The sequence below is a fragment of the Arthrobacter sp. 260 genome, assembly GCF_013116745.1.
Lineage (GTDB): Bacteria > Actinomycetota > Actinomycetes > Actinomycetales > Micrococcaceae > Arthrobacter_D.
Genome location: NZ_JABFOE010000010.1, coordinates 21900 through 47244 on the forward strand (window position 1 = coordinate 21900; position 25345 = coordinate 47244).

The following is a 25345-nucleotide window of genomic DNA, read 5'->3' on the forward strand; positions in this document are numbered from 1 at the left end:
CAGCAGATACAACTTTACATACCAAGTGCGGGTAAGTGAAATTGGCCGGAAATCAGTCGGAGCGCAGCTGGCGGCGCCGCATCTCCAGCGCCAGCAGGTCACGCTGCAGTTGGACGTACTGCTCGGGGTCGGCAGCAGCGTCGACGCGCTGCAGTCTCCCCTGCATCTCGGCCTTGAGCCGCGTGATACGCAGCTCGAAGAGTCGGTTCACAATGTCCCGGCAGTACAGTGCCAGTGCGTCTTCGGCCTTCGACGGCAGCGGGGTGACCGCCAGCTCGGTGACCAGCCCGCGCAGCACCTCAGGGACCTCCTGCCGGACCCGTTCCACCCACTGGGCAGGATCCACCCCCGCGGCGCCCGCGGCCTGCACAGCGTCCTTCAGCACCCCGTAGACACGCTCAGAGAACCCCGACTCGGCAAACCGCTCCCAGTGCACCGGTTCCAACAGGTTCGGGTACTGCAGCACCACCTCAAGGACCTCGCGCTCCATCCGGCCGATGGGGTCCATCGGATCCGGGCGGGGGAAGTGCTGGGCGTCGCCCTCGCCACCTGCGGCGTCGGCGGTGCCCTCGCTGGATCCGGCGGACGACGACGGCGCTGTCCCCTCGCGGGACGCTGCACCAGATCCCGTGCCAGGGCCACTGCTCACCCCTGTCCCCTTGCGGGCGGCGGTCGCCACCGCACGGGCCACCTGATCCTCGCCGACGAACTGCATTCCGAGCCACCGGGACAGCTCGCGGGTGTAGATGGACCGCAGCGAGACGTCGCGGATGCGCGCGACGATCGGGGCGGCGTGCCGCAGGGCGTTGACCTGCCCCTCGCCGGTAGAGAGGTCGTAGTTGCCGAAGGAGGCCTTGATGGCGAACTCGAACAGGGGCCGCCGCGACGAGATCAGCCCGCGGACGGCGTCGTCGCCCTTCGTCTGGCGGAGCTCGCAGGGATCGGCGCCGCTGGGCTCGACGGCGACGTAGGTCTGCGCGACGAACCGCTGGTCCTCCTCGAAGGCGCGCAGGGCGGCTTTCTGCCCGGCGGCGTCACCGTCGAAGGTGAAGACCACTTCGCCGCCGGAGCCGTCGTCGGACAGCAGCCGGCGGGCGATCTTGATGTGGTCGGCCCCGAACGCGGTGCCGCAGGTCGCGACGGCGGTCCCCACCCCGGCGAGGTGGCAGGCCATCACGTCGGTGTAGCCCTCGACCACCACGAGCTGACGGGTCTTGGCGATTTCCCGCTTGGCCAGGTCGATGCCGTAGAGCACCTGGGACTTGCGGTAGAGCGAGGTTTCGGGGGTGTTGAGGTATTTGGGCCCCTGGTCCTCCTCGTAGAGCTTCCTGGCCCCGAAGCCGACGGTGTCGCCGGTGATGTCGCGGATCGGCCAGATCAGGCGGCCGCGGAACCTGTCGTAGATGCGCCCGGCGTTGTTGGAGGACACGCTGAACATGCCGGTGAGCTTCAGTTCGTCCTGGGTGAAGCCCTTGCCGGTCAGGTGGGTGAGGAGTCCGTCCCAGCCCTGCGGTGCGTAGCCCACCCCGAACAGTTCGGCGGCCGCCCGGTCAAAGCCGCGGTCCTGCAGGAACCGGCGCCCTGCAGCAGCACCCTGGGTGAGCAGTTGGTCGCGGTAGAACTCGGCGGCGATCTTGTGGGCGTCCAGCATCCGCTGGCGCCTCCCGATGTCTTCCCGCCGCGGGCCGGTCCCGCCGTCCTCGTACCGCAGCTCGAACCCGATCCGGGAGGCGAGCTTCTCGACCGTTTCGGAGAAGGAGGTGTGGTCCATCTTCTGGACGAACGAGATGACGTCGCCGCCCTCACCGCAGCCGAAGCAGTGGTAGGAGCCCATCTGGGGGCGGACGTGGAACGACGGCGAACGCTCGTCGTGGAAGGGGCACAGTCCCTTGTAGGAGCCCACGCCGGCGGACTTCAGGGTGACGTAGCCGTCGACGATTTCCTTGATGTCAGTGCGTTGGCGTACCTCATCGATGTCTTCGCGCTTGATGAGTCCGGCCATGAAAACAGTCTATGCGTCAGCGGTGGGGTCCGGGCGCGCGGGCAACGCCTGTGCAGGACCAGTCCCGCTGCACGCCACGGGACCGGGTATCGGGAGGGGCCGGGGCTACCAGAGGGACGGAACGGGTCCGACGGCGCGCCGGTGGAGGGCCAGCGCGGAGGCGTCAGTGAGCGAGGCCACCTGGTCGATGACCACCCGGAGCCGGGCGTCGTCGTCGGGCGCGTCCTTCCAGTCCGCAGCGAAGGTCGGTTCCAGGAACCTGTCCCCGGCCGCGGCCATCTGGGCGACCAGGGAGCTGAGGACCTCCCGCTGGCGTTCGTAGACCGGCTGGCGCCGTTCGGTGGTCATCACGAAGGTGGTGGCCAGCCCCTTCATGACCGCGATTTCCAGTTCCGTGTCCTCGGGCACCACCATTTCCGCGTGGTACCGGGTGAGCGGGTCGTGCCCGTAGATGGCGCGGGTGGCGGCGAGGGCACTCAGGCAGAACCGCCCGATCAGCTGGCTGGTCATGTTCTTCAGCGCGGCCATCGACCGCCTGCTGCCATCCGCGTCGCGGACCCACATGTCGGTCGCTTCCAGCCGGGCGAGGGCGGCGTCGATGGCTGCGGCGTCGCTGTCCGGGAGGTACCACTGCTGGGTGTAGCCGACCACCCGGGCCCGCGTGTCGGAGTTGTCCATCTGCTTCAGCTGGAAGTGTCCGGCGACGATGGCGTCCTCGACGTCGTGCACCGAGTAAGAGATGTCGTCGGCCAGGTCCATGACCTGGGCCTCAAGGCAGGACTGACCGGCCGGGGCGCCCTGACGGAGCCAGTCGAAGACCGGCAGGTCGTCCTCGTAGGCCCCGAACTTGGAGGTGCGCTGCCCGTGCCGGACCGGGGCGTTGGCGGCGGTCCACGGGTACTTGGCGGCGGCGTCGAGGCTGGCACGGGTGAGGTTGAGGCCCGCCGGGGTGCCGTCGGCGCGGATCACCTTCGGCTCAAGCCGGGTGAGCAGGCGCAGGGTCTGGGCGTTGCCCTCGAACCCGCCGACGGAGTGCGCGAGGTCGTTGAGCGTCGATTCACCGTTGTGCCCGAAGGGCGGATGGCCGAGGTCGTGTGCCAGACAGGCGGCGTCGACAATGTCCGGGTCGCAACCCAGCGCACGGCCCAGTTCGCGGCCCACCTGGGCGACCTCGAGGCTGTGGGTCAGGCGGGTGCGGACAAAGTCGTCGGTATCGGGGGCCACCACCTGGGTCTTCGCCCCGAGGCGCCGCAGCGCTGAGGAGTGCAGCACCCGGGCACGGTCTCGCTCGAAGTGGGACCGGTGGGTGCTTTTGGCGGGCTCGTCGACCCACCGCTGCATGTCGGAGTCGGTGTAGCCGGGGGTGACCGGCGCGTTCGGGAAGCTCATTCCGGACTCAGCCACCTGAGACATCCACTTCCGCGGCGGAGATGTCCGCCTGCTGCGCATCGTTCAGTGCCCGTGAGGTAAGCCAGTCCTGCGGCAGTGAGGTCTTCTTGGGGCTGCCGGCGCGGCCCCGGGGGCCTTCGGCGTCAGCACCCGGGTAAGGGGACGCGGCGTCGAGCTCGGCCAGCAGTTCACGCAACACCTCAAGGGTGGGGACGGCGGCCAGTTTGGCGCGGAGCTCCCCGCCGACCACGTAGCCCTTGAAGTACCAGGCCATGTGCTTGCGGATGTCCCGCAGGGCCATCATCTCGTTGCCGAAGGTGTCGACCAGCAGTTCGGCGTGCCGGTAGACGGTGTCGGCGACCTGCCCGAGGCCGGGCTGGTGCCTGCTGCTGTCCCCCTCGAACGCGTTCATCAGGTCACCGAACAGCCACGGCCTGCCCTGGCAGCCACGCCCGATGACGACGCCGTCGACGCCGGTCTGCCGCACCATCCGGATGGCGTCCTCCGCCGACCAGATGTCGCCGTTGCCGAGCACCGGGATGTCCGGGAGCGCCTCGCGGAGTTCGGCGATGGCATTCCAGTCGGCCTTGCCGGAGTAGAACTGGGAAGCGGTGCGACCGTGCAGTGCCACGGCGGCAACGCCGCTGTCGCGGGCGATCTTCCCCGCCTCGCGGAACGTGAGGTGATCCTCGTCGATCCCCTTGCGCATCTTGATGGTCAGCGGAATGTCACCCTTCGAGGCTTCACGGACCGCTGTCTGGACGATGCCGGTGAACAGGTCAAGCTTCCACGGCAGCGCCGCACCGCCACCCTTCCGGGTGACCTTCGGGACGGGGCAGCCGAAGTTCAGGTCGATGTGGTCGGCGCGGTCTTCTTCGACCAGGATCCTGACCGCGGCGCCCACCGTGACCGGGTCGACGCCGTAGAGCTGGACTGAGCGGACCGCTTCGTCGTCGTCGTGCGAGATGATCCGCAGGGACTCGGGGTTGCGTTCCACCAGGGCACGGGAGGTCACCATTTCGGAGACGTACAGACCGCCACCGTATTCGCGGCACAGCCGGCGGAACGCGGTGTTGGTGATCCCGGCCATCGGCGCGAGGACCACTGGGGTCTTCACGGTGATGTTCCCGAGCTGCAGCGGGGGCAGATCGAGTCGGGTTTCAGCTGATGGGCCGGGGGCGGAGGCCTCGGCTACGCCGGGCAGGGTTGATACAACAGTCACCAGTCCATTGTCGCAAGCTGAGGCAAATCGGGAAGCGTTTGGTTCACCCGGCGCGCCAGGGCCCGGGTCAGTCGCTTCGATCCCGCCGGGCACGGCGGGTATCCGACGGCGGGTTCCCGCTGACCGGCCCGGCTGCGGCACTCTCGGCGGCGAGCGCCGCGGGCCGCTGCCCGTCGTCGTCGTGCCCCGCCGACCGGGTAATTCCCACTGCCTTGACCACCAGGACGGCGATCAGGGTGGTGGCGGGAATCGCGAGCACCAGGCCGATGGAGCCCACCAGGGTGCGGACCACCTCCTCCGCGAGCTCCCCGCTCGTGAGGTTCTCCAGGACTGTCCGCTCGTACAGCGAGACCAGGATCAGCAGCGGAAGCGCTGCCCCGGCGTAGGCGAACGCAATGGTGTAGACGGTGGAGGCGATGTGGTCGCGGCCAATCCTCATTGCCCCGGCGAATAGCCTCCTGGCCGAGGTGTTCGGGGCCAGCTCGTACAGCTCCCACACCGCCGAGGACTGGGTGATGGTCACATCGTTGAGGACTCCCAGCCCGGAGATGATCAGCCCGCACATGATGATGCCCGAGATGGAGACGCTACCGGAGGCGTTGACCAGCGCGTAGGCGTTCTCGTCCCCCACCCCGAACAGGTAGATCGATTCGGTGGCCCACGCGGCGAGGAGCGCCGTGATGGACAAACCGAAGAGGGTCCCCAGCAGGGCAGTGGAGGTCCTGGCGGAGAAGCCGTGGGCGAAGTAGAGGACCCCGATCATGATCACCACCGACCCGACCAGCGCGAGCAGCAGCGGCGGTTTGCCTTCCACCAGTCCCGGCAAGATGAACTGGCCCAGGACGATCAGGGCGCCGACCAGGCCGATCATCGCCCGCAGTCCACGCCACCGGGCGACGGCGACCACCACCACCGCGTAGAGGACGGCGAGCCAGATCATCGGGATGGTCCTGACGAAGTCGATGAAGATGTAGGGGGCGCTTCCGCCCTGGATGACCCCGTCCAGGTTCAGGAAGCGGATCCGGTCACCGGGCTCGACGGCGTTGGCCCGGGCCAGTTCGGGGGTGACCTCGACCGGAACCTCCGCCCCGCCAGCGTCGGGCAGGGTGTAGGCGACCTGGCACTGCTGGGCGACGCCGCCAGCGTCGACGGTGGGTTGGGAGGACGGACAGTCCTCCAGGGAGATCCGCTGGACCTCCCCCGTATCAATGGTGACGCCGTCGGCGGTGGCGTAGGGATTCGCGACGGTAACGTCGCTGCGGTCCCCGCTGGGCCACAGCAGGATCATGCCGATCACCGTCAGGATGCCGAGGGGCACGAGGATCGCTGAGAGCAGCAGGTTCGCCCGCCGTCGGGCACCAATCGTTGAGGCGCTCAGCTCCGAATTCCCAGTGTCCTGACTGTGACTGTGGCCCACGAAGTTCCTAGCTGTCCAAGATGGTCGAAAAAGAGCACCTGTTCGGTGCCCTTCGGAATTCTACGCGGGGCCCCTCCCCGGGGATCCAGCGCACGGTTCGGGACATAAGCTATTACCAGGATGAGTTACCTACAGCGGTAGGCGGAAAAGGACAGATGAAAGAGCGGTTCAGTGAATCAAGCGAGGTTCCCGCGGGAACCGTCGCGCATGCCCCGGTCATCACCGTCCGTAAGGGCTCCGGCCCGGTCACCGGCGTCGCACTGGTGTTGCATGGCGGCCGTGCGAACAGCTTCGAACCGGTACGCGCCCGCCACCTGAGCCCGGTGCGGATGGTGCCTTTCGCCGCGCTGATCCATCGCCGCGGCAAGCGTCACGGCCTGGAAGTGTGGTCCCTGCGCAACAGCGTCAGGGGGTGGAACGGCCAGGAGATGTCGCCCCTGCACGATGCCCGCTGGGCTCTGGACGCGATTCGCGACCGCCATCCAGGGGTTCCCATCTATCTGGTCGGCCATTCGATGGGCGGACTGGTGGCCCTCTGCGTCGCCGACGACCCGCAGGTGCGTGCAGTGGTGTCCCTCGCCCCCTGGCTCAGCGACACTACCCCCGCAGATCCCGTCGACGGTAGGCGGGTGCTGATCCTGCACGGCAACCAGGACCGGTGGACCTCCCAGCGGCAGTCGTACCGTTACGCCCAGCGGGCGCAGGGGCTGGCCAAGGAGTTGCACTATGTCACGGTCACCAACGCCGGGCACTTCATGGTCACGAAAGCCCGGCTCTGGCACGAGCTCACCGCCTCCTTTGTGCTGAAAGCCTTCATGGACGACACGGGCGCGTCAGTGCCACCGGCCGGCACCCTCCCGGCTCGTGACCTGTTGGCCAGCGACCAGCCACTGGCCATCTCGGTCTAGGCCGCGACTACCTAACCGGTATGTTCCACTCCATCCACCAAAGGTGAACGATGCCTGACTTCCCCTTCCTCAGCTTTGCTGCCGGTTTCGGCTGGGCGACGCTCGGCGTCGTCGTGCTGCTGGCCGCCACCTTCGCCCTGGCACAAATCCAGAAGCGCCACTCGGTGATCGATACGGCGTGGGGGCTCGGCTTTGTGGTGATTGCGGCCATCACCTTCTTCACGTCGGCCGACGTGGCCGGAGGGTCAGCGGGCGACGACGGCCGCCGCGTTCTGATGCTCATCCTCACCGCCGCCTGGGGGCTGCGCCTGGCCGGATTCATCGGATGGCGTGCCCGCGACGGTGCCGAGGACCCGCGCTACGAGGACATGCTCAGTGATGCGCCGGGCTCCCGTAACGCCTACGCACTGCGCAAGATCTATCTGACGCAGGGCGTCGTCATGCTCTTCGTCTCCCTGCCCGTTCAGGTGGCCATGTACTCGACCGGGCCCCTGGGCTGGCTGGCGTGGGTGGGAGCGGTGATCTGGCTGGTCGGCTTCTTCTTCGAGACCGTCGGTGACTACCAGATGGCCGCGTTCAGGGGTAACCCGGCGAACAAGGGCACGGTGATGGACAAGGGCCTCTGGCGCTACACCCGTCATCCGAACTACTTCGGGGACGCTGCGGTGTGGGTGGGCCTCTTCCTGGTCGCCGCCGACTCGTGGCCCGGCGTCCTGACCATTCTCTCCCCGGCCCTGATGTTCTGGACCCTGTCCAACAAGACCGGCAAGCCGCTGACTGAAAAGCGGCTCAGCACCCGACCCGGCTACCGGGAGTACATCGAGAACACCAGCGGCTTATTCCCCCTTCCCCCCAAACCCGGACGAGGTGCATCATCATGAGTCGACTCACTGAGAAGATCGGGCGCTGGCAGCCCCAGCCCAACGACCGCTTCTACCGGATGATCGTGCACACCGGGCAGGCGCTGCGGTTCGTGTTCCGCATCCGCGTGATCGTCACCGGCGAGGAGAACCTGCTGCCGCCGGGGCCGTTGAACGGCAGGTCACGCCGCCCGGTACCGGGTCAGGGTGCGGTAGTCGCCATCACCCATTTCGGGTACCTCGACTTCGCCTTCGCGGAGCTGGTGCTGTGGCGGCACGCCCGCGCCCAGATGCGGTTCCTCATCACCAAGGGCGCGGGGTCGCACTGGTTTGCCGGCCCCGCCATCCGTGCGGCTGGTCACGTGATCGTTGACCGCAGTGCCGGGAGCGCCGCCTACCAGGGTGCGCTCGAGAAACTGAAGGCCGGCGAGTACGTGGCCATCCTGCCGGAGGCCGGCGTCAGTCGCAGCTACACCGTGCGGGAACTGAAGACCGGCGCGGTGCGCCTCGCTGCGGAGGCAGGGGTGCCCATCATCCCGATCTCGGTGTGGGGGTCCCACCGCCTGATGAGCCGGGGCCACAAGCTGTCCCTGAAGACCGTGTTCCGCGCACCCGTCCGGGTCCACATCAGCAAGCCGATCCGGCACGGCGCCGATGCCGACGTCGTCATCGAGACTGAGCAGCTGCGCGCCGAACTGCAGGACGGCATCGACCGCGGCATCGCCAGCTTCCCAATGGTTCCGGAGCCCGGTGCCTGGTGGCAGCCGGCCCACCTCGGCGGTGGCGCCATGACCGAGGAGGAGCGCATCGCCGCTGACGCGCACGACAAGGCGACCGGCCGGCACGAGCGCCAGTAGAGCTCCAGTTAGTCGCTGACGACCAGCGTCTCGGGGGCGCTCACGCTCGCGGTCCCCATCGCCAGGAGCGGGTCGATCACGTTGACCAGGGCGGTCATCGAATCGTCCACCTCCACGAGCACCGGGAACTGGTGCACCAGCATCGCGAGCAGTGACGCCACTGCGGCTTCCTGCTCCGCGGGCGCCAGCGTCGGGTCGTACCCCACCAGGACGTCGGCGGGATCGTCGGTCCGGGCCTGGGTGTAGCTGATCGCAAACGCGGCGATCCTGCCGCCGTCGGCCTGGGGCTTGTCCCTGAGGACCACCGCTCCCCCGGCGCCCGTGGTGTCGGCGAGCAGGTACTGCTGGGCCTGGCCCAGGGTCATGTCCGCCGGATCCCAGGCGTGCACCGCGTTGTACCAGGCGGCGACGGCCGTGGTCAGCTCCACCGACCCGGTCGCCGCTTCATCCAGCTGCGGACCATCGTTGTCCTCGAAGACCGGTAGCGCCAGCGCCCCGGGTTCCACCCGGACGATGCGCGAGCGCTGGATCGGTGCCAGCCCCGATGCGAGGGCGAAGTCCCCGCCGGTGGAACCGGGAATCACCTTGGCCCGCAGCGCTGTGGCGCCCGACGGCGACCCGGCCGCCTCGTTCCGCAGCATCGCGAGCAGGGTGGACCCGACACCAGCGCGCCGGTGGTCGGCTGCCACCTCGACGTACGCCCACAGGCGCTGGTTGTGAAGCTTCGGTTCGAAGACGTACGCAGCGGCGACGGGAACCCCCGCGTCGCTGCCCACAATGTCCTCAGCCACGATGCAGCGCAGCCACGGGGTGTTGGAGGAAGGCCTGAACAGGGCTCTGGCCTGTTCCACCTGCGCGTTCTCAGGTCCTCCCCAGAGCTGGATGAGCTCCAGGTCGTCGCCGTCGCGCCACTCACGGTAGTTCAGCGCCATCAGGAGCCGATCAGCCGTGCGGCGAGGTAGCCCTCGACCTTGTCCAGTGACACGCGTTCCTGCGCCATGGTGTCGCGTTCGCGGATGGTGACGGCCTGGTCCTCGAGCGTGTCGAAGTCGACGGTGATGCAGAACGGGGTGCCGATCTCATCCTGGCGACGGTAACGACGGCCAATGGCGCCGGCGTCGTCGAAGTCGATGTTCCAGTTCCGGCGCAACTGTGCCGCGAGATCCTTGGCCTTCGGGGACAGGTCCTCGTTGCGGCTCAGCGGCAGGACGGCGGCCTTGACCGGTGCCAGGCGTGGGTCAAGCTTCAGGACGGTGCGCTTGTCGACGCCGCCCTTGGAGTTCGGTGCCTCGTCCTCGGTGTAGGCGTCCACCAGGAACGCCATGAAGGACCTGGTCAGCCCGGCGGCGGGCTCGATCACGTACGGGGTGTACCGCTCGTTGGTGCCCTGGTTGAAGTAGCTCAGGTCGGTGCCCGAGTGCTTCGAGTGGGTGGAGAGGTCGAAGTCGGTGCGGTTGGCGATGCCTTCCAGCTCGCCCCACTCGGAGCCCTGGAAGCCGAACCGGTATTCGATGTCGGTGGTGCCCTTGGAGTAGTGGCTGAGCTTCTCCAGCGGGTGGACGAACAGGCGCAGGTTGTCCGCCTTGATACCCAGGTCGGTGTACCAGTCGAGGCGGTTCTTGATCCAGTACTCGTGCCATTCGTCGTCGGTGCCGGGCTCGACGAAGAATTCCATCTCCATCTGCTCGAACTCACGGGTACGGAAGATGAAGTTGCCCGGGGTGATCTCGTTGCGGAAGCTCTTGCCGATCTGGCCGATGCCAAACGGTGGCTTCTTCCGGGACGTGTTGAGCACGTTGTTGAAGTTCACGAAGATGCCCTGCGCGGTCTCGGGCCGCAGGTAGTGCATCCCCTCCTCGTTCGCGACGGGGCCCAGGAAGGTTTTCAGCAAGCCGGAGAACTCCTGGGGTTCGGTCCATTCGCCGCGGGTGCCGCAGTTGGCGCAGGCAATGTCCTTGAGGCCGTTTTCGGGGGCCCGGCCCTTCTTCTCCTCGTACTCTTCCTCGAGGTGGTCGGCGCGGAAGCGTTTGTGGCAGCTCAGGCACTCCACCAGGGGATCGCTGAAGACGTCCACGTGGCCGGAGGCCTCCCAGACCTTGCGGGGCAGGATCACCGAGGAATCGAGGCCGACGACGTCGTCCCGGCCGCGGACCACCGACTGCCACCACTGGCGCTTGATGTTTTCCTTCAACTCGGCCCCGAGCGGACCATAGTCCCACGCCGACCGTGATCCGCCGTAGATTTCCCCCGCCTGGAAGACGAATCCGCGGCGTTTCGCCAGAGAAATGATGGGGTCGAGTGCGGACTGGTTTTTGGCCACGGTGGTTCTCCATTTCTACAGGCCGCTGGGTGCGGTCCGTGGTGGTGCCCGGCAGGTCTCAGACGGCCCAGGAATGGGCTGCGGCCTGCGCGAATCGAAGGTACAACCCTAGCCTACCGAGGCGGCCGGACCGGCGTCCCAGCGCAGAGTTACCTGCACCCGGCCGGGGTGCGGGGCCGGGGTACGGGTCAGCGGAAGCGCAGCGCGCGCCGGGGCCACGGCAGTGTGGTCAGCACGATGGCCACGAGGGTCAGGAGGGGGCCGGCTACCGTCGCCACTTCGACAACGGTTCCCGGGGTGGGGAACACCAGGTCAAGGACCAGCGATCCGACCAGTTGTCCAGCGATCATTCCCAACCCAGTCAGGAGCACGCCGAGGCTCCGGACCAGGACCGCGCCGAGCCCGATGAAGATGCATCCGAGGGGCCCACCCAGGTAGTACCACCACTCGGTGGGCAGCGCCTCTCCCGGTCCGGCCACCAGCACCTTGATCAGCCAGGCGACCAGCAGAACCGAGGTGCCTGAGACGAAATTCAGGAGGGTGGCGGTGATCGGCGTCCCGTAGTGGACGGCAGCGGTGCCATTCATGGCCTGCTGGAAGCTGATCAGGAACCCGGCAGCGACCGGGAGCAGAACGGGGATCAGCCAGGACTGAACGTCGCCGGAGGCGCCAAAGCGCGGCGATACCGCCCACACCACCGAGGCGACGGCGAGCGCGGTACCGATCAGCCGCATCAGGGTCAGCGGCCGCTTTCCCGCCGGGCCAATGCCGGCCCGGTCAGCGAGCAGGCCGCTGAGTGTCTGCCCCATCACCGCTGCGACTGTGAATAACGCCACACCCAGGACGCCGATGGTCAGGGACTGGGAGAAGACGAAGAAGGCACCGACGGTCCCGGCGGCGAGGTAGATGGGCGGGAAGCGCCGTTCCCGGACTGCCGGGGCGATCTGGCGGAAACCTGCCCTGCCCCGGGGCAGGGCGCAGGTGATGATCACCATGAGAACCAGCCCCGTGCTGAAACTGACGAGCGCTGCCGCGGCCCCGTCGGCCAGCTCGGTCCCGAGGGCTCCGTTGATTCTGCCCTGCAGCGGGATGGCGACGCCAGCCCCGACAGCGAGAAGCAGGCCAGGGACGAGGGGAAGCCGGGGGTGGTGTGACACCCATTGATCCTATGGCAGCGTGGCCCGTCCGCAGGATGCAGATGTCACATACTGGCCAGCTGGAGGACACCCGGCAAGGCAGAATGGATTCATGAGCAAATCCCGCGACGTCGACCCCACCGCTGCTGACACCATCCAGATCTCGGATGACATGATCCGGTTGGGCCAGCTCCTGAAGCTGGCGAATCTTGCCGAGGACGGCACGCAAGCCAAGGAACTGGTCGATCATGGCCTGGTGAAGGTCAACGGGGCCATCGAGGAACGCCGTGGTGCCCAACTGCACCCCGGCGACGTGGTGACCGTCAACGGCGTTTCAGTGACCATCACGCGCGCCTGAGACCAGAAACTACCCGCGGCTGGGCTGCGGTTCGATCCCGAACACCGTCAGGTCGAGGAACTCCTTGACGTGAGCCAGTTCCCTGACGCTGATGCTGTGCCCGATCCCCGCGTACAGCACCTTCGTGAGGTTGGTGTGGGCAACCGCCCAGCGGTGGGTGTACTCGATCCGGTCCCCGGTGATCACCGGGTCATCCTGGTCCCGGCCCCAGAACAGGGGCACCGGGTGGGCTGCGACGTCGTCGTCGTGGAAGAAGTCGCTCCCGTCGGCGGGGACTGCGAAGCCTGACAGGCCGACGACGGTGGTGAAGTCGCGTGGCCGGTGGCGCAGCAGGGTGGTGGCGACGGCCATCCCCATGGAGAAGCCGAGTAGGGACACGCTCGAGTGCGCCGACTTCACCGAATCCAGCCAGGTGGCCACCCGCGCGACCGAATCGGTGACCAGGTCCACCGAGTACCCGGTGTCCTGGCTGAGGGGGAACCAGGTGAATCCGGGTCCCTGGGCGTGGGGGGCCCGGACGGAGGCGACGGTCAGGTCGGCGGGCAGGTGGTCCACCAGGCCCATCAGGTCTTCCTCATTGGCAAGGTGTCCGTGGAACATCACCAGCAGGGCGGTCCCCTGCCTCTCCTCTTCGGGACGGGACCACAGGACTACCGGATCCCAGGCAGGCCCGGTGGCTTGCGCGGCTGATGTGCTGGGGATATCCGAAAGTGTCATTGAAGTATTCTGGCATGCGCCCGACGGTGGCACCCAGCCGGAGACTGCTACAGGATAGGAAGATGAACCGGAACCTGTACCTGCCACCGGAACCCCATCCCGCCGGGAACCCCACCCCGCATCCCTGGACGCGTTACGTCGCCCTTGGTGATTCGTTCACCGAGGGCATTGGGGATCCGAACCCCGAGAGCGTCGGCGGCAACCGGGGCTGGGCCGACCGGGTGGCCGAGGAACTCGCCAGAAGCCGTGAGGACTTCGCGTACGCCAACCTCGCGGTGCGCGGGCGGCTCCTGCACCAGATTGTGGACCAGCAGGTGGAGCCCGCACTGGCGTTGCGGCCGGACCTGATCACCATTTCAGCCGGCGGCAACGATCTGATCCGTCCGGGCGGCGACCCCGACCGGCTCGCCGAACGACTCGATAGCGCCGTCGAACAGCTCAGCGCTGACCACGCGACCGTCGTGCTGTTCACCGGACCGGACGCCCGCGAGTCGGTGCTGGGAAACTTCAGGTCCCGGACCGCCATCTTCAACGAGAACCTGCGGATCATCGCGGCGCGCCACGACGCGCTGATCGCCGACATGTGGGCGCTGCGCCAGCTGGTCAACCCGCAGATGTGGGACGGGGACCGGCTGCATTTCTCCCCACTGGGCCACCACACGATCGCAATGATGGTGCTGGAGACCCTCGCCGTGCCGCACTCCCTGACACCGCTGGAGCCGCAGCCCCTGCCTCACAAGAGCTGGCGGGCGGCACGCACCGAGGACCTCGTCTGGGCGAAGGTGTACTTCGTCCCCTGGGTGCTGCGCCGGCTCCGCCGCCAGTCCTCAGGTGACGGCGTGCTGGCGAAGCGTCCCGACGCCGCACCCATTTTTGGTCCGGGGATGCCGCCCGGCGCTGGCGGCTAGGACCGGCCGTGCCGCAGCCAGCCCACCCGGATCAGCGGATCGTTGCCCTGCGCATGGCGCAACAGCGGCTGTGGGGATCGCCCGCAACGAGCCCGGACCAGGTGGTGAGCTGGTTGGGTGCCGTGCAGGCCCAGGAGTTCGCCTACGCCCGCTGGTCGCTGGCCCAGCGGTGCGGCGACCCGTCAGCAGCCGAGGTGGAGAACGCCTACGCTGCGGGAGACATTCTGCGCACTCATGTCTTGCGGCCCACCTGGCACTTCGTGCACCGGCTGGATCTGGGCTGGCTGATGGAACTCAGCGCACCCCGCGTCCGTCACCAGAACCAGTCGGTCAACTCGGGCTGGGGTGTCGACGACGAGCTGCTGCAGCTGGGCAACCGTGTGCTGGAGGCTGCGGTCGCCGACGGCGAACACCATTCCCGGAAGGAGCTGGCCGCCCACCTGCGGGCGGCGGGGCTCCCCACCACCGGCATCCCGCTGGCCCAGCTACTGATGGAGGCCGAGCTGAGCGGGATCCTCGTCAGCGGCACACCACGCCCCGGGACGACGGGCGTGCTCACCCACACCTACGCGGCCTTCAGCCAACGGGTCCCGGCGGGGCCCTCGCTGGACCGGGACGAAGCGCTGCATCAGCTCACGGTCCGGTACTTCTCCAGCCGCGGGCCGGCGACCGTCAAGGACTGTGCCGCCTGGTCCGGACTTCCGATGTCGGACATCCGGCGGGGGCTGGCCGAGGCCGCCGACACCTTCGAGACCAGCCGGATCGAGGGAATCGACTATCTGCACCTTCCCGATGTCGGCGCGCAGGGGCTCACCGGTGAGGAACCTGGAAAGACGACGCCGGGCCGGGTGGACCTGGTCCAGTGCTACGACGAGTACGTGATGGGATACTCGGCGACCCGGTTCCATCTGGGCGGGAAGGCCCCAACCCCCGGGCGGGCGCAGGACGGCATCCCCAGCCATCTGGTGCTGCTGGATGGCCAGCTGCGCGGCCACTGGAAACATGAGGTGACGGCGGCCGGCGCGAGCATCCACACCCACCTGTTCGCCGACTTCCCGGCAACGTCCCGTGGTGAACACGAGGCGGCACTGCGGCGGTACTCGCGCTTCCTCGGGGTGGCAGGCGAGGTGCGCCTGGTCGATCACTGAGCCGCCCCGGGCCCGGCGTCGTCCCGGGCTAGGAGTAAAAGGCCTCCCGCAGCCTGCCGTCGAGCTGGCCGACCTCGGTGAGGAACGCGTCGTGGCCGATCGGCGAGGTGATCAGGTGCACTGGTACCTCACCGGGCAGCGAGTCCGCCAGGAGCTGGGACTGGCTGGGATAGTAGAGCCGGTCCGAGTCCACCGCGGCAATGAAGAACTGTGCCCGGGCCGACTGCAACGCTGAGTGCAGCGAGCCACGGTCGCGGCCCGCGTCATGCCCCATCAGCGCTTCGGTCAGCGCTACATAGCTGTTGGCGTCGAAGCGATCCACCAGCTTGTCCGCCTGGTGGTCCAGGTAGCTCTCCACCTGGTAGCGGCCACGTGCCGCCGGATCGGTGGAGCCGAAGGGGGTCTCGCGACCCTGGGGCGACCGGCCAAACCGGTACTCAAGTTCGGGCTCGGACCGGTAGGTGATGTGGGCGATACGCCGCGCCAGTCCCAGCCCGGCGGTGGGCCCGCTGCCGGGATAGTAGTCGCCGCCAGCGAACCCGGGATCCAGGCGGATGGCCGCGAGCTGGGCCTGGGCGAAGGCGATCTGTTCAGCGGAGCTCGCCGCAGTGCACGCGATGACCGCGCATCGTTGAACCCGGTCCGGGTACGTCAGCGCCCACTCAAGCGCCCTCGCCCCGCCGAGGGACCCCCCGAGCACCGAATGCCAGGTCCCTATTCCCAGTGCATCCGCGAGCAGCGCCTCGGCCTGCACTGAATCCCGCACCGTCAGGAACGGGAACCGCGACCCCCACGGGACGCCGTCGGGATCCAGGCTGGCGGGGCCGGTGGAACCGTAGCACCCGCCCAGCATGTTGATCGACACGGCGAAATACCTGGTGGTGTCGATGGTCTTGCCCGGGCCGACCAGCTGGTCCCACCAGCCGTCCTCGTCCGAATCCCCCCGGGCCACGTGGGAGCTGCCCGTCAGCGCATGCTGGATCAGGACTGCGTTGGAGGCGTCCTCGTTGAGGGTGCCCCAGGTTTCGTAGGCGAGGGTGAGCTCCGGGAGGTACCCCCCGGTTTCGCAGGTGAAGGAGCCCAGGCTGCGGGTCCGTACCACCCCGTCCTGCTGGGAATGGATGGTGCTGCCCTGTTGGGTCGTGTGAAGAGATGTCACTGAAAACCGCCCGCCTCGAAGTCCGCGCTTGCGCCGGACACCTTGCCCACCGCCTGGTCGTCACCCGGGGCACCCCGCCGCGAAGGAGGGTTGCCGTCCAGCAAGCCGGGGCTCTGGTGGAGCGGCAATCCGCTCCGTGCTGGCACTCGTGACCTGCTCCTAGATAACCCGAAGAAGCCGTCCGGGTGCAAATATATGAACGCGGCGGTCATGCTGGCTGCCGCCGTAGCGCGGCCCCGGAGGAGGTTAGGTAACCCTAAGTCGAGACACACATCACAAAGTGCAAAACTAGGGCCATGCGCTTGGACCATGTCTCATATGCTTGTGAACCCGACGGCCTCGTAGCGACAGCGGGGAGGATTTCCGCTGCCTTGGGGATCGAACCGGTGAAGGGCGGTGTCCACCCCCGCTTCGGCACGCGAAACATGATTTTCCCCCTGCTGAATGGCCAGTACCTTGAGGTGGTCGAGGTGCTCAACCACCCCGCGTCGGACAAGGCACCTTTCGGCCAGGCGGTCCGTGCGCGCTCCGAAGCCGGTGGAGGCTGGATGGGCTGGTGCGTCGCGGTCGATGACCTCGCCCCGTTTGAGCAGCGGCTTGGCCGCAGCGCGGTTCCCGGGAACCGCAAGTTCCCTGACGGACAGGAACTGACCTGGCAGCAGATCGGTATCAAGGGTTTGATCGCCGACCCTCAGGTCCCCTACATGTTGAGGTGGGATGACGGGACCGAGGCGCTGCACCCGTCGCAGGCCCGCCCGACGACGGTCCGGCTCGACTCGTTGACCATCGCAGGTTCACCCGACAGGATCGCCGAATGGCTGGGCACCCCCGCCACCGATCCCCTCGATGGCGTAGCGGTGAGGTGGGTGGCCCCGAACGGCACCCCCGGCGTGATGTCAGTGACTTTCGAGACCGCCAGCGGCCTGGTGGAGATCTAGCTCCTCCTCACGCGCCGGATTCTTAGGTCCTTTCCTAGGCCGGGGTTCCTAGTCGCCGATCCCGATCGCCGACCCGAAGAGCGCGAAGCCCACGAAGCCCGCAATGTCCAGCAGGGCGTGGGCGATCACCAGCGGCATCACCCGCTTGGCGCGGGTGTAGGCGTACCCGAAGATCAACCCCATGATGAAATTGCCGATAAACGGCCCAAACCCCTGATACAGGTGGTAGCTGCCCCGCAGCAGTGCGCTGCTGACAATGATGACTGGCATCGACCAGCCGAGGTGGCGCAGCCGGTGAAACAGATACCCCACCACAATGACCTCTTCCACCACAGCATGGCGTAGTGCCGACAGGATGAGCACCGGCACCGTCCACCAGTAGGCGTCGAGCGCGGCCGGTTCGATCGCTGTCGTGATGCCCAGCGCCCTGCCGCCCGCGTATACGCCCAGCGTGCCGGCACCGATCAGGACTGCCAGACCAAAACCGAGCCCGAAGTCCACCCGGGGCCGGCTGAAGGTGAAGCCCAGCGTCCTGAACGCCGACTTTCCGGGCTCTGTGAGGAGGAACAGCACCAGGAACACCGGGATCAGCGCGAAGAAAATGCCCAGGAGCTGGTAGGTGAGGTCGAAGTACTGCCGGTCGTTGAGCACGGGGTTGAGCCGCGTGGTCTGGGCCGCCAGCGGGGCCTGGCTGAGTTTGTCGAGCAGGTTCACCACGGCGTAGACCGCTGACTGGCCGAGGGATAACCCCAGGACAATTGCGATCTCCGCGGTGATCCGGCGGCGCTGGCCGGACGAGGAAGTCCCGGCGTCGCCGGGGGCGGGCGGTGCGGACGGGTGGGTGGCATCGGTGGGCATGGCAGCCATCCTAGTGGGAGCTCCTGTGGCTAGTCGGTGGCGACCATCGGCGCCACGATCACCGTGGTGCCGTGGTCCTCGAACGACTGTCGCTGGGCGTCGGTGATCCCGGAATCGGTGATCAGGTTGCTGAAGGTGTAGCCGGTCATGGTGGCGAAGCAGCGGGTGCCGATTTTCGATGAGTCAGCGACCACGTAGGCGGTGGTTGCCCGCTTGGCGACCATCGCGTTGACTGCCGCCTCGCCCTCGTCACTGATCGTGGGGCCAACGATCGGGTCCAGGCCATTGACCCCGACGAATGCGAAGTCAAGGGCTACCCGCTGCAGCACCGCGTCGGCATAGGATCCCACCAACTCGTAGGACCGCGGGTTGACGATCCCGCCGGTAACCATGATCTTGAAGTTGGGCCGGACCACCAGCTGGGCCGCGATATTGATCGCGTTGGTCACGACCGTCAGGGTGGGCTTGGTGGAGGGTTCCATCAGGTCGCTGCGCTTGCTCAGCGCCGAGGCGATCGCAGTGCTGGTGGTCCCGCCGCAGAGCCCGATCACCGCTCCCTTGGGAATGAGGTCACTTGCTGCCTGGGCAATGGCCCGCTTCTGGTCCGCGTGGGCGTCCCTGTTGTAACGCCCGGGCAGGTCGTACGCGACAGCCTCGATGCTGGCACCCCCGTGGGTGCGGGTCAGCAGCCGTTGCTCAGCGAGGCTGTCCAGGTCCCGCCGGGCGGTCGCTGGTGAGACCTTAAGCTTGGTGACGATCTCCTCGACGTCCACCTGGCTGGCCACTGCCAGCAGGTCAAGGATGGCGTTGAGCCGTTCTGCACGTTTCATGGTGTCTGCCCCTTCCCGGGTGCTGTGCCCGCGGCGGCGAACAGGGTGAGCAGGCGGGCCGCCTCAGGTTCGATGGCGGCGCGTCCGGCGGCGAGGTACTTGCGCGGGTCGACCGCTGACGGGTTGTGCTCGAGGTATAGGCGGACGGCATTGGTGGCCAGCTGGTTCAGGTGGGTGGAGACGTTGATCTTCGTCATTCCGGCCCGGATTGCCGCGGTAAGATTCGCGTCGGAGACCCCCGATGATCCGTGGAGCACTAGCGGCACCTCAAGGACTGACTTCAGGGCAGCGATGAGCACCAGGTCCAGTTCGGCGCTGCGCTGCGTCATGGCGTGGGACGAGCCGACGGCGACGGCCAGGGCGTCCACGCCCGTTGCCGTCACGAAGGACGCGGCCTCCCCCGGGTCGGTGCGGACCCCCGGCGCGTGGGCGCCGTCCTTGCCGCCGATCCGGCCCAATTCGGCCTCCACGTACACGCCGCGTTCCCGGGCGTAGGCGGCAACTCGGGAGGTGGTGGCGACGTTGCCGTCGAACGGCAGCGCGGCGCCGTCGTACATGACCGAGCCGAAGCCCAGGTCCACGGCGGCGAGGGCCAGCTCGGGGTCCTCGGCGTGGTCCAGGTGCACGGCAACCGGCACGCTCGCCGACCGGGCGACCGCGAGCGTTGCCAGGGCGATCGGCTCCAGCCCCCGGTGGTATTTGACGCAGTTTTCGGAGATCTGCAGGATCACCGGGAGTCCCGCCGTCTCGGCGCCGGCCACCAGCGCTTCGGCGGTTTCCAGGTGGATCACGTTGAAGGCGCCGAGGCCCGCCCCTGAGGCAACAGCCGCGGCCATCAGATCGTGTGTCGGTGTGAGGGTCATGGTCGGGGCTCCTGCTGTGCGTGGGGGCTCGGGGGTCGGTCCTGGGTGATGGTCACTGCGTCGATCAGCTCCAGGTAGCTGGCGTGCAGCTCTCCCGCTGCCGGCATCAGGACAGCGGCGGCCGACCAGGCAGTGGCCAGCCGCAGCAGAGTCTCGTCGCGGTGCCGGGAGGCTGCGGTGTCCCAGGCACCGGTCGCGCCCGAGGCCAGCACGACCGCGAGGGCGGCGACGGCGGCGTCCCCAGCACCTGTCGGGTTGCCGTCCACCCGTGGCAGTGACGCCCACAGGGTGGGGCTCCCGGTCCGGTGCAGGGCCATGCCCTCCTCCCCGCAACTGACCACCACCGCACCCGCACCACGGTCCAACAGTTGCCGGGCGCCGTCGTCGAGCGTCGTGGCGCCGGTGGCTGCCAGCAGTTCGTGGTGGTTGGGTTTGAGGAGGTCCGCGCCGGCGTCGGCCGCCGCCAGCAGCGCGTCGCCGGAGGTGTCGATGAGACTGGGAATACCATGCTTCCGGGCACGCCGCACGAGGGAGGGGTAGAAGTCTACCGGCGCGCCGTCGGGCAGGCTGCCGGATCCGACCAGCGCCCCGGCACCGTCGAGCTGGGCCTCGAACGCCGCGGAGAGCGCCTCCCATTCGGTGTCCGTCAGGGGGCGCCCGGTCTCGTTGAAGATGCTGGTCTGCCCGGCCTCGCCGTCGACGAAGGCCATGCTGCGGCGGGTGGCGGCCGCCGTCGGGGTCAGCATGTGTGGGACCCCGCTGGCGACGAGTTCTTCCCGGAACTCGGTGCCTGACAGACCACCGACCGGTGCCAGTGCAACGGTCCGGTATCCCGCCTGGTGCAGGACCCGCGCAACGTTGAGCCCCTTGCCGCCGGCGCGCAGCAGGGGCTGGCGCACCCGGTGGGATGATCCGGGGATCAGTCGCGGCACCGCATAGGTCAGGTCGACCGCCGGGTTCGCCGTCACCGTGATGATGGTCCCGCGGGAGCGCAGGTCCCCAGTCATGGCGTATCCAGGAGGCTGCGGGCGCGCAGTGCCGCGCCGATCAGGCCGGCGTCCTGACCCATCCGCGCCTCCAGGAGGACCGGTCGCCGGTGGAAGGAGAGGTTCCTGTCAACCTCGCGGCGCAGCGGGCCGAGCAACGACTCACCGGCCTGGGCCAGCCCGCCGCCGATCACCACGGCCTCGGTGCCGAGGATAGCGACCAGTTGGCTGATGCTGAAGGCCAGCGCCGCGACGGCGTCGTCTATCACCTGGCGGGCGACCGGATCCCCCGCGGCTGCGGCGTCGAACACGTCCCGCGCACCGGTGACCGGTTGGCTGCTCTGTTCTGCATAGCGGCGGGCGATTGCTCCCGCTGAACCAACGGTTTCCAGGCACCCGACCACACCGCAGGTGCACGGCAGCCCGCCGGGCACCCGGGCGTGCCCCAGCTCACCGGCATATCCGCCGGCCAGCACGCGCACTCCCCCGCAGAACACGGCGCCCGCGATCCCGGTCCCGATGATCATGACGACGACGTCCTCGAGCCCGCGGGCAGCGCCGAAGCGCATCTCGGCGTCGCCGGCAGCGCCGACGTCGTGCGCGTAGGTGACCGGAAGACCGGTGGCGTCCTGGAGGCGCCGGACAAACGGGAAGTCGCGCCAGCCGAGGTTCGCTGAGTAGATTCCGACGCCGTTGATTTCATCAACCAGTCCCGGAGCGATCAGCCCGATGGCGCCGATGCGGTGGGCTGGCCAGGCGGCGCGGTAGTCGGCGAGGAGCTCGGCCGCGCGTTCCACGATGCTCTCCCCGGGGATCTGTGAGGGTGCCGGGGTGGGGGTGCGCCGGATGTCGAGGAGGGTCCCGTCCGGATCGGCGAGGGCCGACTTCAGGTCGGTGCCGCCCACGTCGATGGCCAGCACGAGGTCCGTCAGGGGTGCCGGTGCCGGGTCCGCCGTCGTCGCCGGGTGGTGGGTCATCGGTACTAGGAGTCCAGGATCACTGAGCGGGTGAGGTTCCGGGGCAGGTCCGGGTCCAGCCCGCGGGCACGGGCCCGGGCGAGAGTGATCTTGTGGATCAGGGCCAGGTCGGCCAGCGGGTGGCGCCCGGTGTGGACATAGTCGGCACCGGTGGGAGCAACGTCGTTGGCGAGTCCCGCGACGTCGTCGCCGAATAGCCACACCACCCGGCCCGGGGCGGCGATCGAGATGGGTCCGTGGCGGTATTCCTTGGCGGGGTAGGACTCGGTCCAGCCCTGTACTCCCTCACGCATCTTCAGCCCCGCCTCGTGCGCAAGCCCCACGGTCCAGCCGGTCCCCAGGAAGGTGAACTGCTCGGCGTCGAGCATCTCGGCAGGGAGGTCCATCTCCAGTGCTGCTGTCGCATCGGTGATCGCTCCGCCCAGGTCGATGCCCAGTGACGCCAGCAGGTAGGCGAGGGCTGCGGTGGCGAAACGGGTCTGCACCACCGACTGCTCGTCGGCGTAGGGCAGGGCGACGACGGCGTCGGCCAGGGTGATGGCCGGGGAACTGGTGTCGCCGATGACGGCGATGATCCGGACGGACCCCTTGAGTTCCGTCATGAGTTCGAGCACCTCGGTGGTGGTGCCGGAGCGGGAGATCGCGACGACGGCGTCGTAGCCGCGGCCAGCCACCACCGCTGCCTCGGAGGCCGCAAACGCATCGGTCAGTCCCTTCCCGGCGCTTTCGCGCGCGGCGGCGTAGCTTTGCGCCATGAACCAGGACGTGCCGCAGCCGATGACGGCAACGCGTTCGCCGTCGGCGGGGAGGAGATTCTCGGAGGCTGCCTGGTCGATGGCCTGGCGCCAGACGGCGGGCTGCGAGTGGAGCTCCTGGTCCATGTGCGTGCCTGCGGATCCGGGTGCCTGGGGGGCGGTGTGGGGCATCGGGAGCTCCTTTGCGGTTTACGGCGGCTCATCCCGCGGTGATTGGGTCTGACGTTTCAAGGGGTAAAGCGATCAGTAACAATCTAACCACTCCCCGGGCACTTTTGGCAGTGCGGATGCCGTAACACTCAGATCTCGATCAGCGCGCCCGCTTGACGTGAGACATGGATCACGCAATTATCAATCCACAACGGATGAACAGTAATGCTCATTCTGAAGGCAATACCGTCAACTTGTTGCAAGTATTCCGGTGTCAGCCACAGCCGCTGCGCCACCTTTGGGAGAACGAGGAAACCATGAAGAAATCAATCCGTACCGGCATGGTCGCCAGTGTGGCGGTCGCCGGTCTTATGCTCAGCTCCTGCGGCTTCGGCGGCGGAGACAGCGGTGGGGAGGAGGAGGGCAGCACGTCACTGGACCTGCTGGTGCCCAGCTACTCCGACGGAAGCCGGGCCCTCTGGGAGGGTGTCATCGAGGAGTTCGAGGCAGCCAACGAGGACATCTCCATCAATCTTCAGGTCGAATCGTGGGAGAACCTTGAATCGGTGCTGAACACCCAGATCCAGGCTGGCGAGGCCCCGGATATCTATAACGGCGGCGCTTTCTCAGCGTTCGCCACCGAGGGCCTGCTGTATACCGCCGAGGAGATCGCGTCGCCAGAGACGATCGCCGACTTCCAGGAGTCCTTCGCCGCCAACGAGCAGGTGGACGGCACCCAGTACGCCCTGCCACTCCTCGCTTCGGCGCGGGCCCTGTTCTACAACGAGGACCTGTTCGAGGAGGCCGGGGTCGATGGCCCGCCCACCACCTGGGACGAGCTCTACGATGCGGCAGCGGCGATCACCGAGACCGGCACGCCCGGCTACGGCATGCCGCTCGGGTCCGAGGAGGCCCAGGGCGAGGCACTGATCTGGATGGCAGGGAACGGCGGTGGATTCGGTGACGAAAGCGAAATTACCGTGAACACTCCCGAGAACCTCGAGGCAGCCGAGTTCATGAAGCGCATGATCGACGACGGCCTGACCCAGGCCGATCCGGGCGCCACCCAGCGCACCCCGATGATCAATGTGTTCATCCAGGGCCAGATCGGCATGGTGTACGGCCTGCCGCAGACCGTGGGGCAGATTGAAGCCGAGAACCCCGAGCTAAACTACGGGCTGGCGAACATTCCCACGGCGTCGGGCGAACCGGCCACCCTGGGCGTTGCCGACCGGCTCATGTCGTTCAAGAACGACGGCGACAAGGCCGAGGCTGTCACCGCTTTCATGGACTTCTTCTTCGCTCCGGAGAACTACGTGGAATGGGTCAGTACCGAGGGCTTCCTCCCGACCACCATTTCCGGTGCCGAGGAGATGTCCGGTGACGAGACCCTGGCGCCGTTCCTGGAGATGCTGCCGAGCGCGGTGTTCTACCCCACCTCCAACCCGGCCTGGAACGCCACCGACGGTGCGTTCAAGTCCCTGTTCGGCCAGCTGGGCCAGGGGATGGAACCTGCAGAGGTACTTGAGCAGATCCAGGCCGAGGCCGACGAAGCAGCCGAGTAGCCCACACACCGCGGAGTGCCTTCCCCTTGCGGAAGGCACTCCGCGGTACCACCCCCACCGGCGGCAGAGAATGAGCTATTTACCATGAGTGCACAGCCCGTACTGGCCAACCCGGCCGCGTCCCCAGGACGAAAGCGCCGCCGCCAGAATTCCGACGGCCTTCCCGCAGCCCTCCCCTGGATTGGGCCGGTACTCCTCCTGATCTTCGCGATAGTGATTTTCCCGGCCGGGTTCATGATCTACAACTCCACCCGGGAAATCAGCCAGAGCGGGATCGACCAGGGGTCCGCGGGGTTTGCGAACTTCGCCGATGTCTTCACCGACCCCAACCTGCCCCGGGTTCTCCTGAATACAGTGGTCTGGGTGGTGGTGGTGGTCTCGTTGACAGTGCTGATCTCCCTGGCCCTGGCACAGTTCCTCAACAAGCCCTTCCCCGGACGCACCCTGGTCCGGATGGCAGTGGTTGTCCCGTGGGCCGCAAGCGTGGTGATGACCACCACCGTGTTCTACTACGGCCTGGACAGCAACTACGGCATCATGAATGCCTTCCTGGTGGACATCGGCATCCTCGACAGTCCCTACGGCTTCACCAAGAACGTCATCCCGGCGCTCGGCCTGGCCATCATCGTCGCCGTGTTCGTCTCGATCCCCTTCACCGCCTACACCCTGCTGGCAGGGCTGCAGGCGGTACCGGAGGACGCGCTGGAGGCGGCAAAGATGGACGGGGCGGGCCGGTTCCGCACCTACTTCAGCATTGTGCTGCCGCAGCTTCGCGGGGCCCTCGCGGTGGCGGTGCTGATCAACATCATCAACGTGTTCAATAACCTGCCGATCCTGAGGATCATCACCGGTTCGATTCCCGGGTACCAGGCAGACACCCTGATGACCTACATCTTCAAGGTGCTGCAGTTTGACCGCCGGGTCGACATCGCCAGTGCCCTGAGCGTGCTCAACTTTGCCATTGTCATCGTGATCGTTGCGGCGTACGTGAAAATCGTCAAGCCGATGAAGGAGCTCTAGAC

At 67.6% G+C, this 25345-nt stretch carries 24 protein-coding genes and 1 riboswitch; of the genes, 9 read left to right on the forward strand and 15 right to left on the reverse strand.

The window, feature by feature from the left end; translation table 11 throughout:
• Positions 1-52: 52 nt before the first annotated feature.
• The 4 genes from dnaG to HMI57_RS12225 form a co-directional block, all read right to left on the reverse strand.
• A complete protein-coding gene (gene dnaG / locus HMI57_RS12210; protein WP_171586290.1) occupies positions 53-2002 on the reverse strand; it encodes a DNA primase in 1950 nt (649 codons plus the stop codon).
• A 105-nt stretch (positions 2003-2107) separates the two neighbouring features.
• On the reverse strand, positions 2108-3391 hold the full coding sequence (locus HMI57_RS12215; RefSeq protein WP_225667951.1) for a deoxyguanosinetriphosphate triphosphohydrolase: 1284 nt from the start codon (positions 3389-3391) through the stop codon (positions 2108-2110).
• A 7-nt stretch (positions 3392-3398) separates the two neighbouring features.
• Positions 3399-4595 carry a tRNA dihydrouridine synthase DusB gene (gene dusB, locus HMI57_RS12220; protein WP_171586394.1) on the reverse strand — a complete coding sequence of 399 codons (1197 nt, stop codon included), beginning with the start codon at positions 4593-4595 and terminating at the stop codon, positions 3399-3401.
• Positions 4596-4680: 85 nt separating this feature from the next.
• Positions 4681-6030: a YibE/F family protein gene (locus tag HMI57_RS12225; RefSeq protein ID WP_318779151.1), complete on the reverse strand. Its 1350-nt coding sequence runs from the start codon at positions 6028-6030 to the stop codon at positions 4681-4683.
• A gap of 155 nt (positions 6031-6185) precedes the next feature.
• Here HMI57_RS12225 and HMI57_RS12230 point away from each other — a divergent pair, with 155 nt between their 5' ends.
• The 3 genes from HMI57_RS12230 to HMI57_RS12240 are packed head-to-tail and all read left to right on the forward strand — an operon-like array spanning position 6186 to position 8655.
• Positions 6186-6938: an alpha/beta fold hydrolase gene (locus HMI57_RS12230; RefSeq protein ID WP_171586292.1), complete on the forward strand. Its 753-nt coding sequence runs from the start codon at positions 6186-6188 to the stop codon at positions 6936-6938.
• A 50-nt stretch (positions 6939-6988) separates the two neighbouring features.
• Positions 6989-7819, forward strand: a complete 831-nt coding sequence (locus HMI57_RS12235; RefSeq protein ID WP_171586293.1) for a DUF1295 domain-containing protein — start codon at positions 6989-6991, stop codon at positions 7817-7819.
• Entirely contained in the window at positions 7816-8655 is an 840-nt protein-coding gene (locus tag HMI57_RS12240) for a lysophospholipid acyltransferase family protein (RefSeq protein WP_171586294.1), read from the forward strand. The genes HMI57_RS12235 and HMI57_RS12240 overlap by 4 nt, the downstream gene beginning before the upstream one ends.
• 8 nt (positions 8656-8663) lie before the next feature.
• Here HMI57_RS12240 and HMI57_RS12245 read toward each other — a convergent pair whose 3' ends face one another.
• The 3 genes from HMI57_RS12245 to HMI57_RS12255 form a co-directional block, all read right to left on the reverse strand.
• Positions 8664-9587, reverse strand: coding sequence for a GNAT family N-acetyltransferase (locus HMI57_RS12245; RefSeq protein ID WP_171586295.1), 924 nt, complete (start codon positions 9585-9587; stop codon positions 8664-8666).
• Positions 9587-10975 (reverse strand): glycine--tRNA ligase, encoded by a 1389-nt coding sequence (locus tag HMI57_RS12250; protein ID WP_171586296.1) that lies wholly within the window; start codon positions 10973-10975, stop codon positions 9587-9589. Before HMI57_RS12250 ends, HMI57_RS12245 begins: the two co-directional genes overlap by 1 nt.
• A gap of 188 nt (positions 10976-11163) precedes the next feature.
• Positions 11164-12132: a DMT family transporter gene (locus tag HMI57_RS12255; protein ID WP_171586297.1), complete on the reverse strand. Its 969-nt coding sequence runs from the start codon at positions 12130-12132 to the stop codon at positions 11164-11166.
• 91 nt (positions 12133-12223) lie between these two features.
• Between HMI57_RS12255 and HMI57_RS12260 the strand changes: the two genes are divergently transcribed.
• Positions 12224-12469: an RNA-binding S4 domain-containing protein gene (locus tag HMI57_RS12260; protein ID WP_171586298.1), complete on the forward strand. Its 246-nt coding sequence runs from the start codon at positions 12224-12226 to the stop codon at positions 12467-12469.
• 9 nt (positions 12470-12478) lie between these two features.
• Here the strand turns inward: HMI57_RS12260 and HMI57_RS12265 are convergent, their stop codons facing one another.
• Positions 12479-13186 carry an alpha/beta hydrolase-fold protein gene (locus HMI57_RS12265; RefSeq protein ID WP_171586299.1) on the reverse strand — a complete coding sequence of 236 codons (708 nt, stop codon included), beginning with the start codon at positions 13184-13186 and terminating at the stop codon, positions 12479-12481.
• 62 nt (positions 13187-13248) lie between these two features.
• On the opposite strand from HMI57_RS12265, the gene HMI57_RS12270 reads away from it, so the two are divergent.
• Both HMI57_RS12270 and HMI57_RS12275 read left to right on the forward strand, forming a co-directional pair.
• Positions 13249-14094 (forward strand): SGNH/GDSL hydrolase family protein, encoded by an 846-nt coding sequence (locus HMI57_RS12270; protein WP_171586300.1) that lies wholly within the window; start codon positions 13249-13251, stop codon positions 14092-14094.
• Between the two features lie 8 nt (positions 14095-14102).
• The gene (locus tag HMI57_RS12275; RefSeq protein ID WP_346655200.1) at positions 14103-15242 is read left to right on the forward strand and encodes a winged helix DNA-binding domain-containing protein; all 1140 of its coding nucleotides are present in this window, start codon (positions 14103-14105) and stop codon (positions 15240-15242) included.
• A 28-nt stretch (positions 15243-15270) separates the two neighbouring features.
• Here the strand turns inward: HMI57_RS12275 and HMI57_RS12280 are convergent, their stop codons facing one another.
• The gene (locus tag HMI57_RS12280) at positions 15271-16401 is read right to left on the reverse strand and encodes a homoserine O-acetyltransferase (protein ID WP_346655201.1); all 1131 of its coding nucleotides are present in this window, start codon (positions 16399-16401) and stop codon (positions 15271-15273) included.
• Positions 16402-16420: 19 nt separating this feature from the next.
• Positions 16421-16555: riboswitch (SAM riboswitch) on the reverse strand.
• Positions 16556-16697: 142 nt separating this feature from the next.
• Here HMI57_RS12280 and HMI57_RS12285 point away from each other — a divergent pair.
• On the forward strand, positions 16698-17339 hold the full coding sequence (locus HMI57_RS12285; protein ID WP_171586301.1) for a VOC family protein: 642 nt from the start codon (positions 16698-16700) through the stop codon (positions 17337-17339).
• Positions 17340-17387: 48 nt separating this feature from the next.
• On the opposite strand, the gene HMI57_RS12290 is transcribed toward HMI57_RS12285, so the two are convergent.
• The 6 genes from HMI57_RS12290 to HMI57_RS12315 are packed head-to-tail and all read right to left on the reverse strand — an operon-like array spanning position 17388 to position 22779.
• Positions 17388-18197: a CPBP family intramembrane glutamic endopeptidase gene (locus HMI57_RS12290; RefSeq protein ID WP_228721092.1), complete on the reverse strand. Its 810-nt coding sequence runs from the start codon at positions 18195-18197 to the stop codon at positions 17388-17390.
• Between the two features lie 29 nt (positions 18198-18226).
• Positions 18227-19027, reverse strand: a complete 801-nt coding sequence (locus HMI57_RS12295; RefSeq protein ID WP_171586302.1) for a DeoR/GlpR family DNA-binding transcription regulator — start codon at positions 19025-19027, stop codon at positions 18227-18229.
• Positions 19024-19890, reverse strand: a complete 867-nt coding sequence (locus HMI57_RS12300; RefSeq protein ID WP_171586303.1) for a class II fructose-bisphosphate aldolase — start codon at positions 19888-19890, stop codon at positions 19024-19026. The genes HMI57_RS12295 and HMI57_RS12300 overlap by 4 nt, the downstream gene beginning before the upstream one ends.
• The gene (locus tag HMI57_RS12305; RefSeq protein ID WP_171586304.1) at positions 19887-20897 is read right to left on the reverse strand and encodes a hexose kinase; all 1011 of its coding nucleotides are present in this window, start codon (positions 20895-20897) and stop codon (positions 19887-19889) included. The genes HMI57_RS12300 and HMI57_RS12305 overlap by 4 nt, the downstream gene beginning before the upstream one ends.
• Positions 20894-21853: an ROK family protein gene (locus HMI57_RS12310; protein ID WP_171586305.1), complete on the reverse strand. Its 960-nt coding sequence runs from the start codon at positions 21851-21853 to the stop codon at positions 20894-20896. Before HMI57_RS12310 ends, HMI57_RS12305 begins: the two co-directional genes overlap by 4 nt.
• A gap of 5 nt (positions 21854-21858) precedes the next feature.
• Positions 21859-22779, reverse strand: a complete 921-nt coding sequence (locus HMI57_RS12315) for an SIS domain-containing protein (RefSeq protein ID WP_171586306.1) — start codon at positions 22777-22779, stop codon at positions 21859-21861.
• A 296-nt stretch (positions 22780-23075) separates the two neighbouring features.
• Here HMI57_RS12315 and HMI57_RS12320 point away from each other — a divergent pair, with 296 nt between their 5' ends.
• Positions 23076-24323, forward strand: coding sequence for an extracellular solute-binding protein (locus tag HMI57_RS12320; RefSeq protein ID WP_171586307.1), 1248 nt, complete (start codon positions 23076-23078; stop codon positions 24321-24323).
• 84 nt (positions 24324-24407) lie between these two features.
• Positions 24408-25343 (forward strand): sugar ABC transporter permease, encoded by a 936-nt coding sequence (locus tag HMI57_RS12325; protein WP_171586308.1) that lies wholly within the window; start codon positions 24408-24410, stop codon positions 25341-25343.
• The last annotated feature ends 2 nt before the right edge of the window (positions 25344-25345 follow it).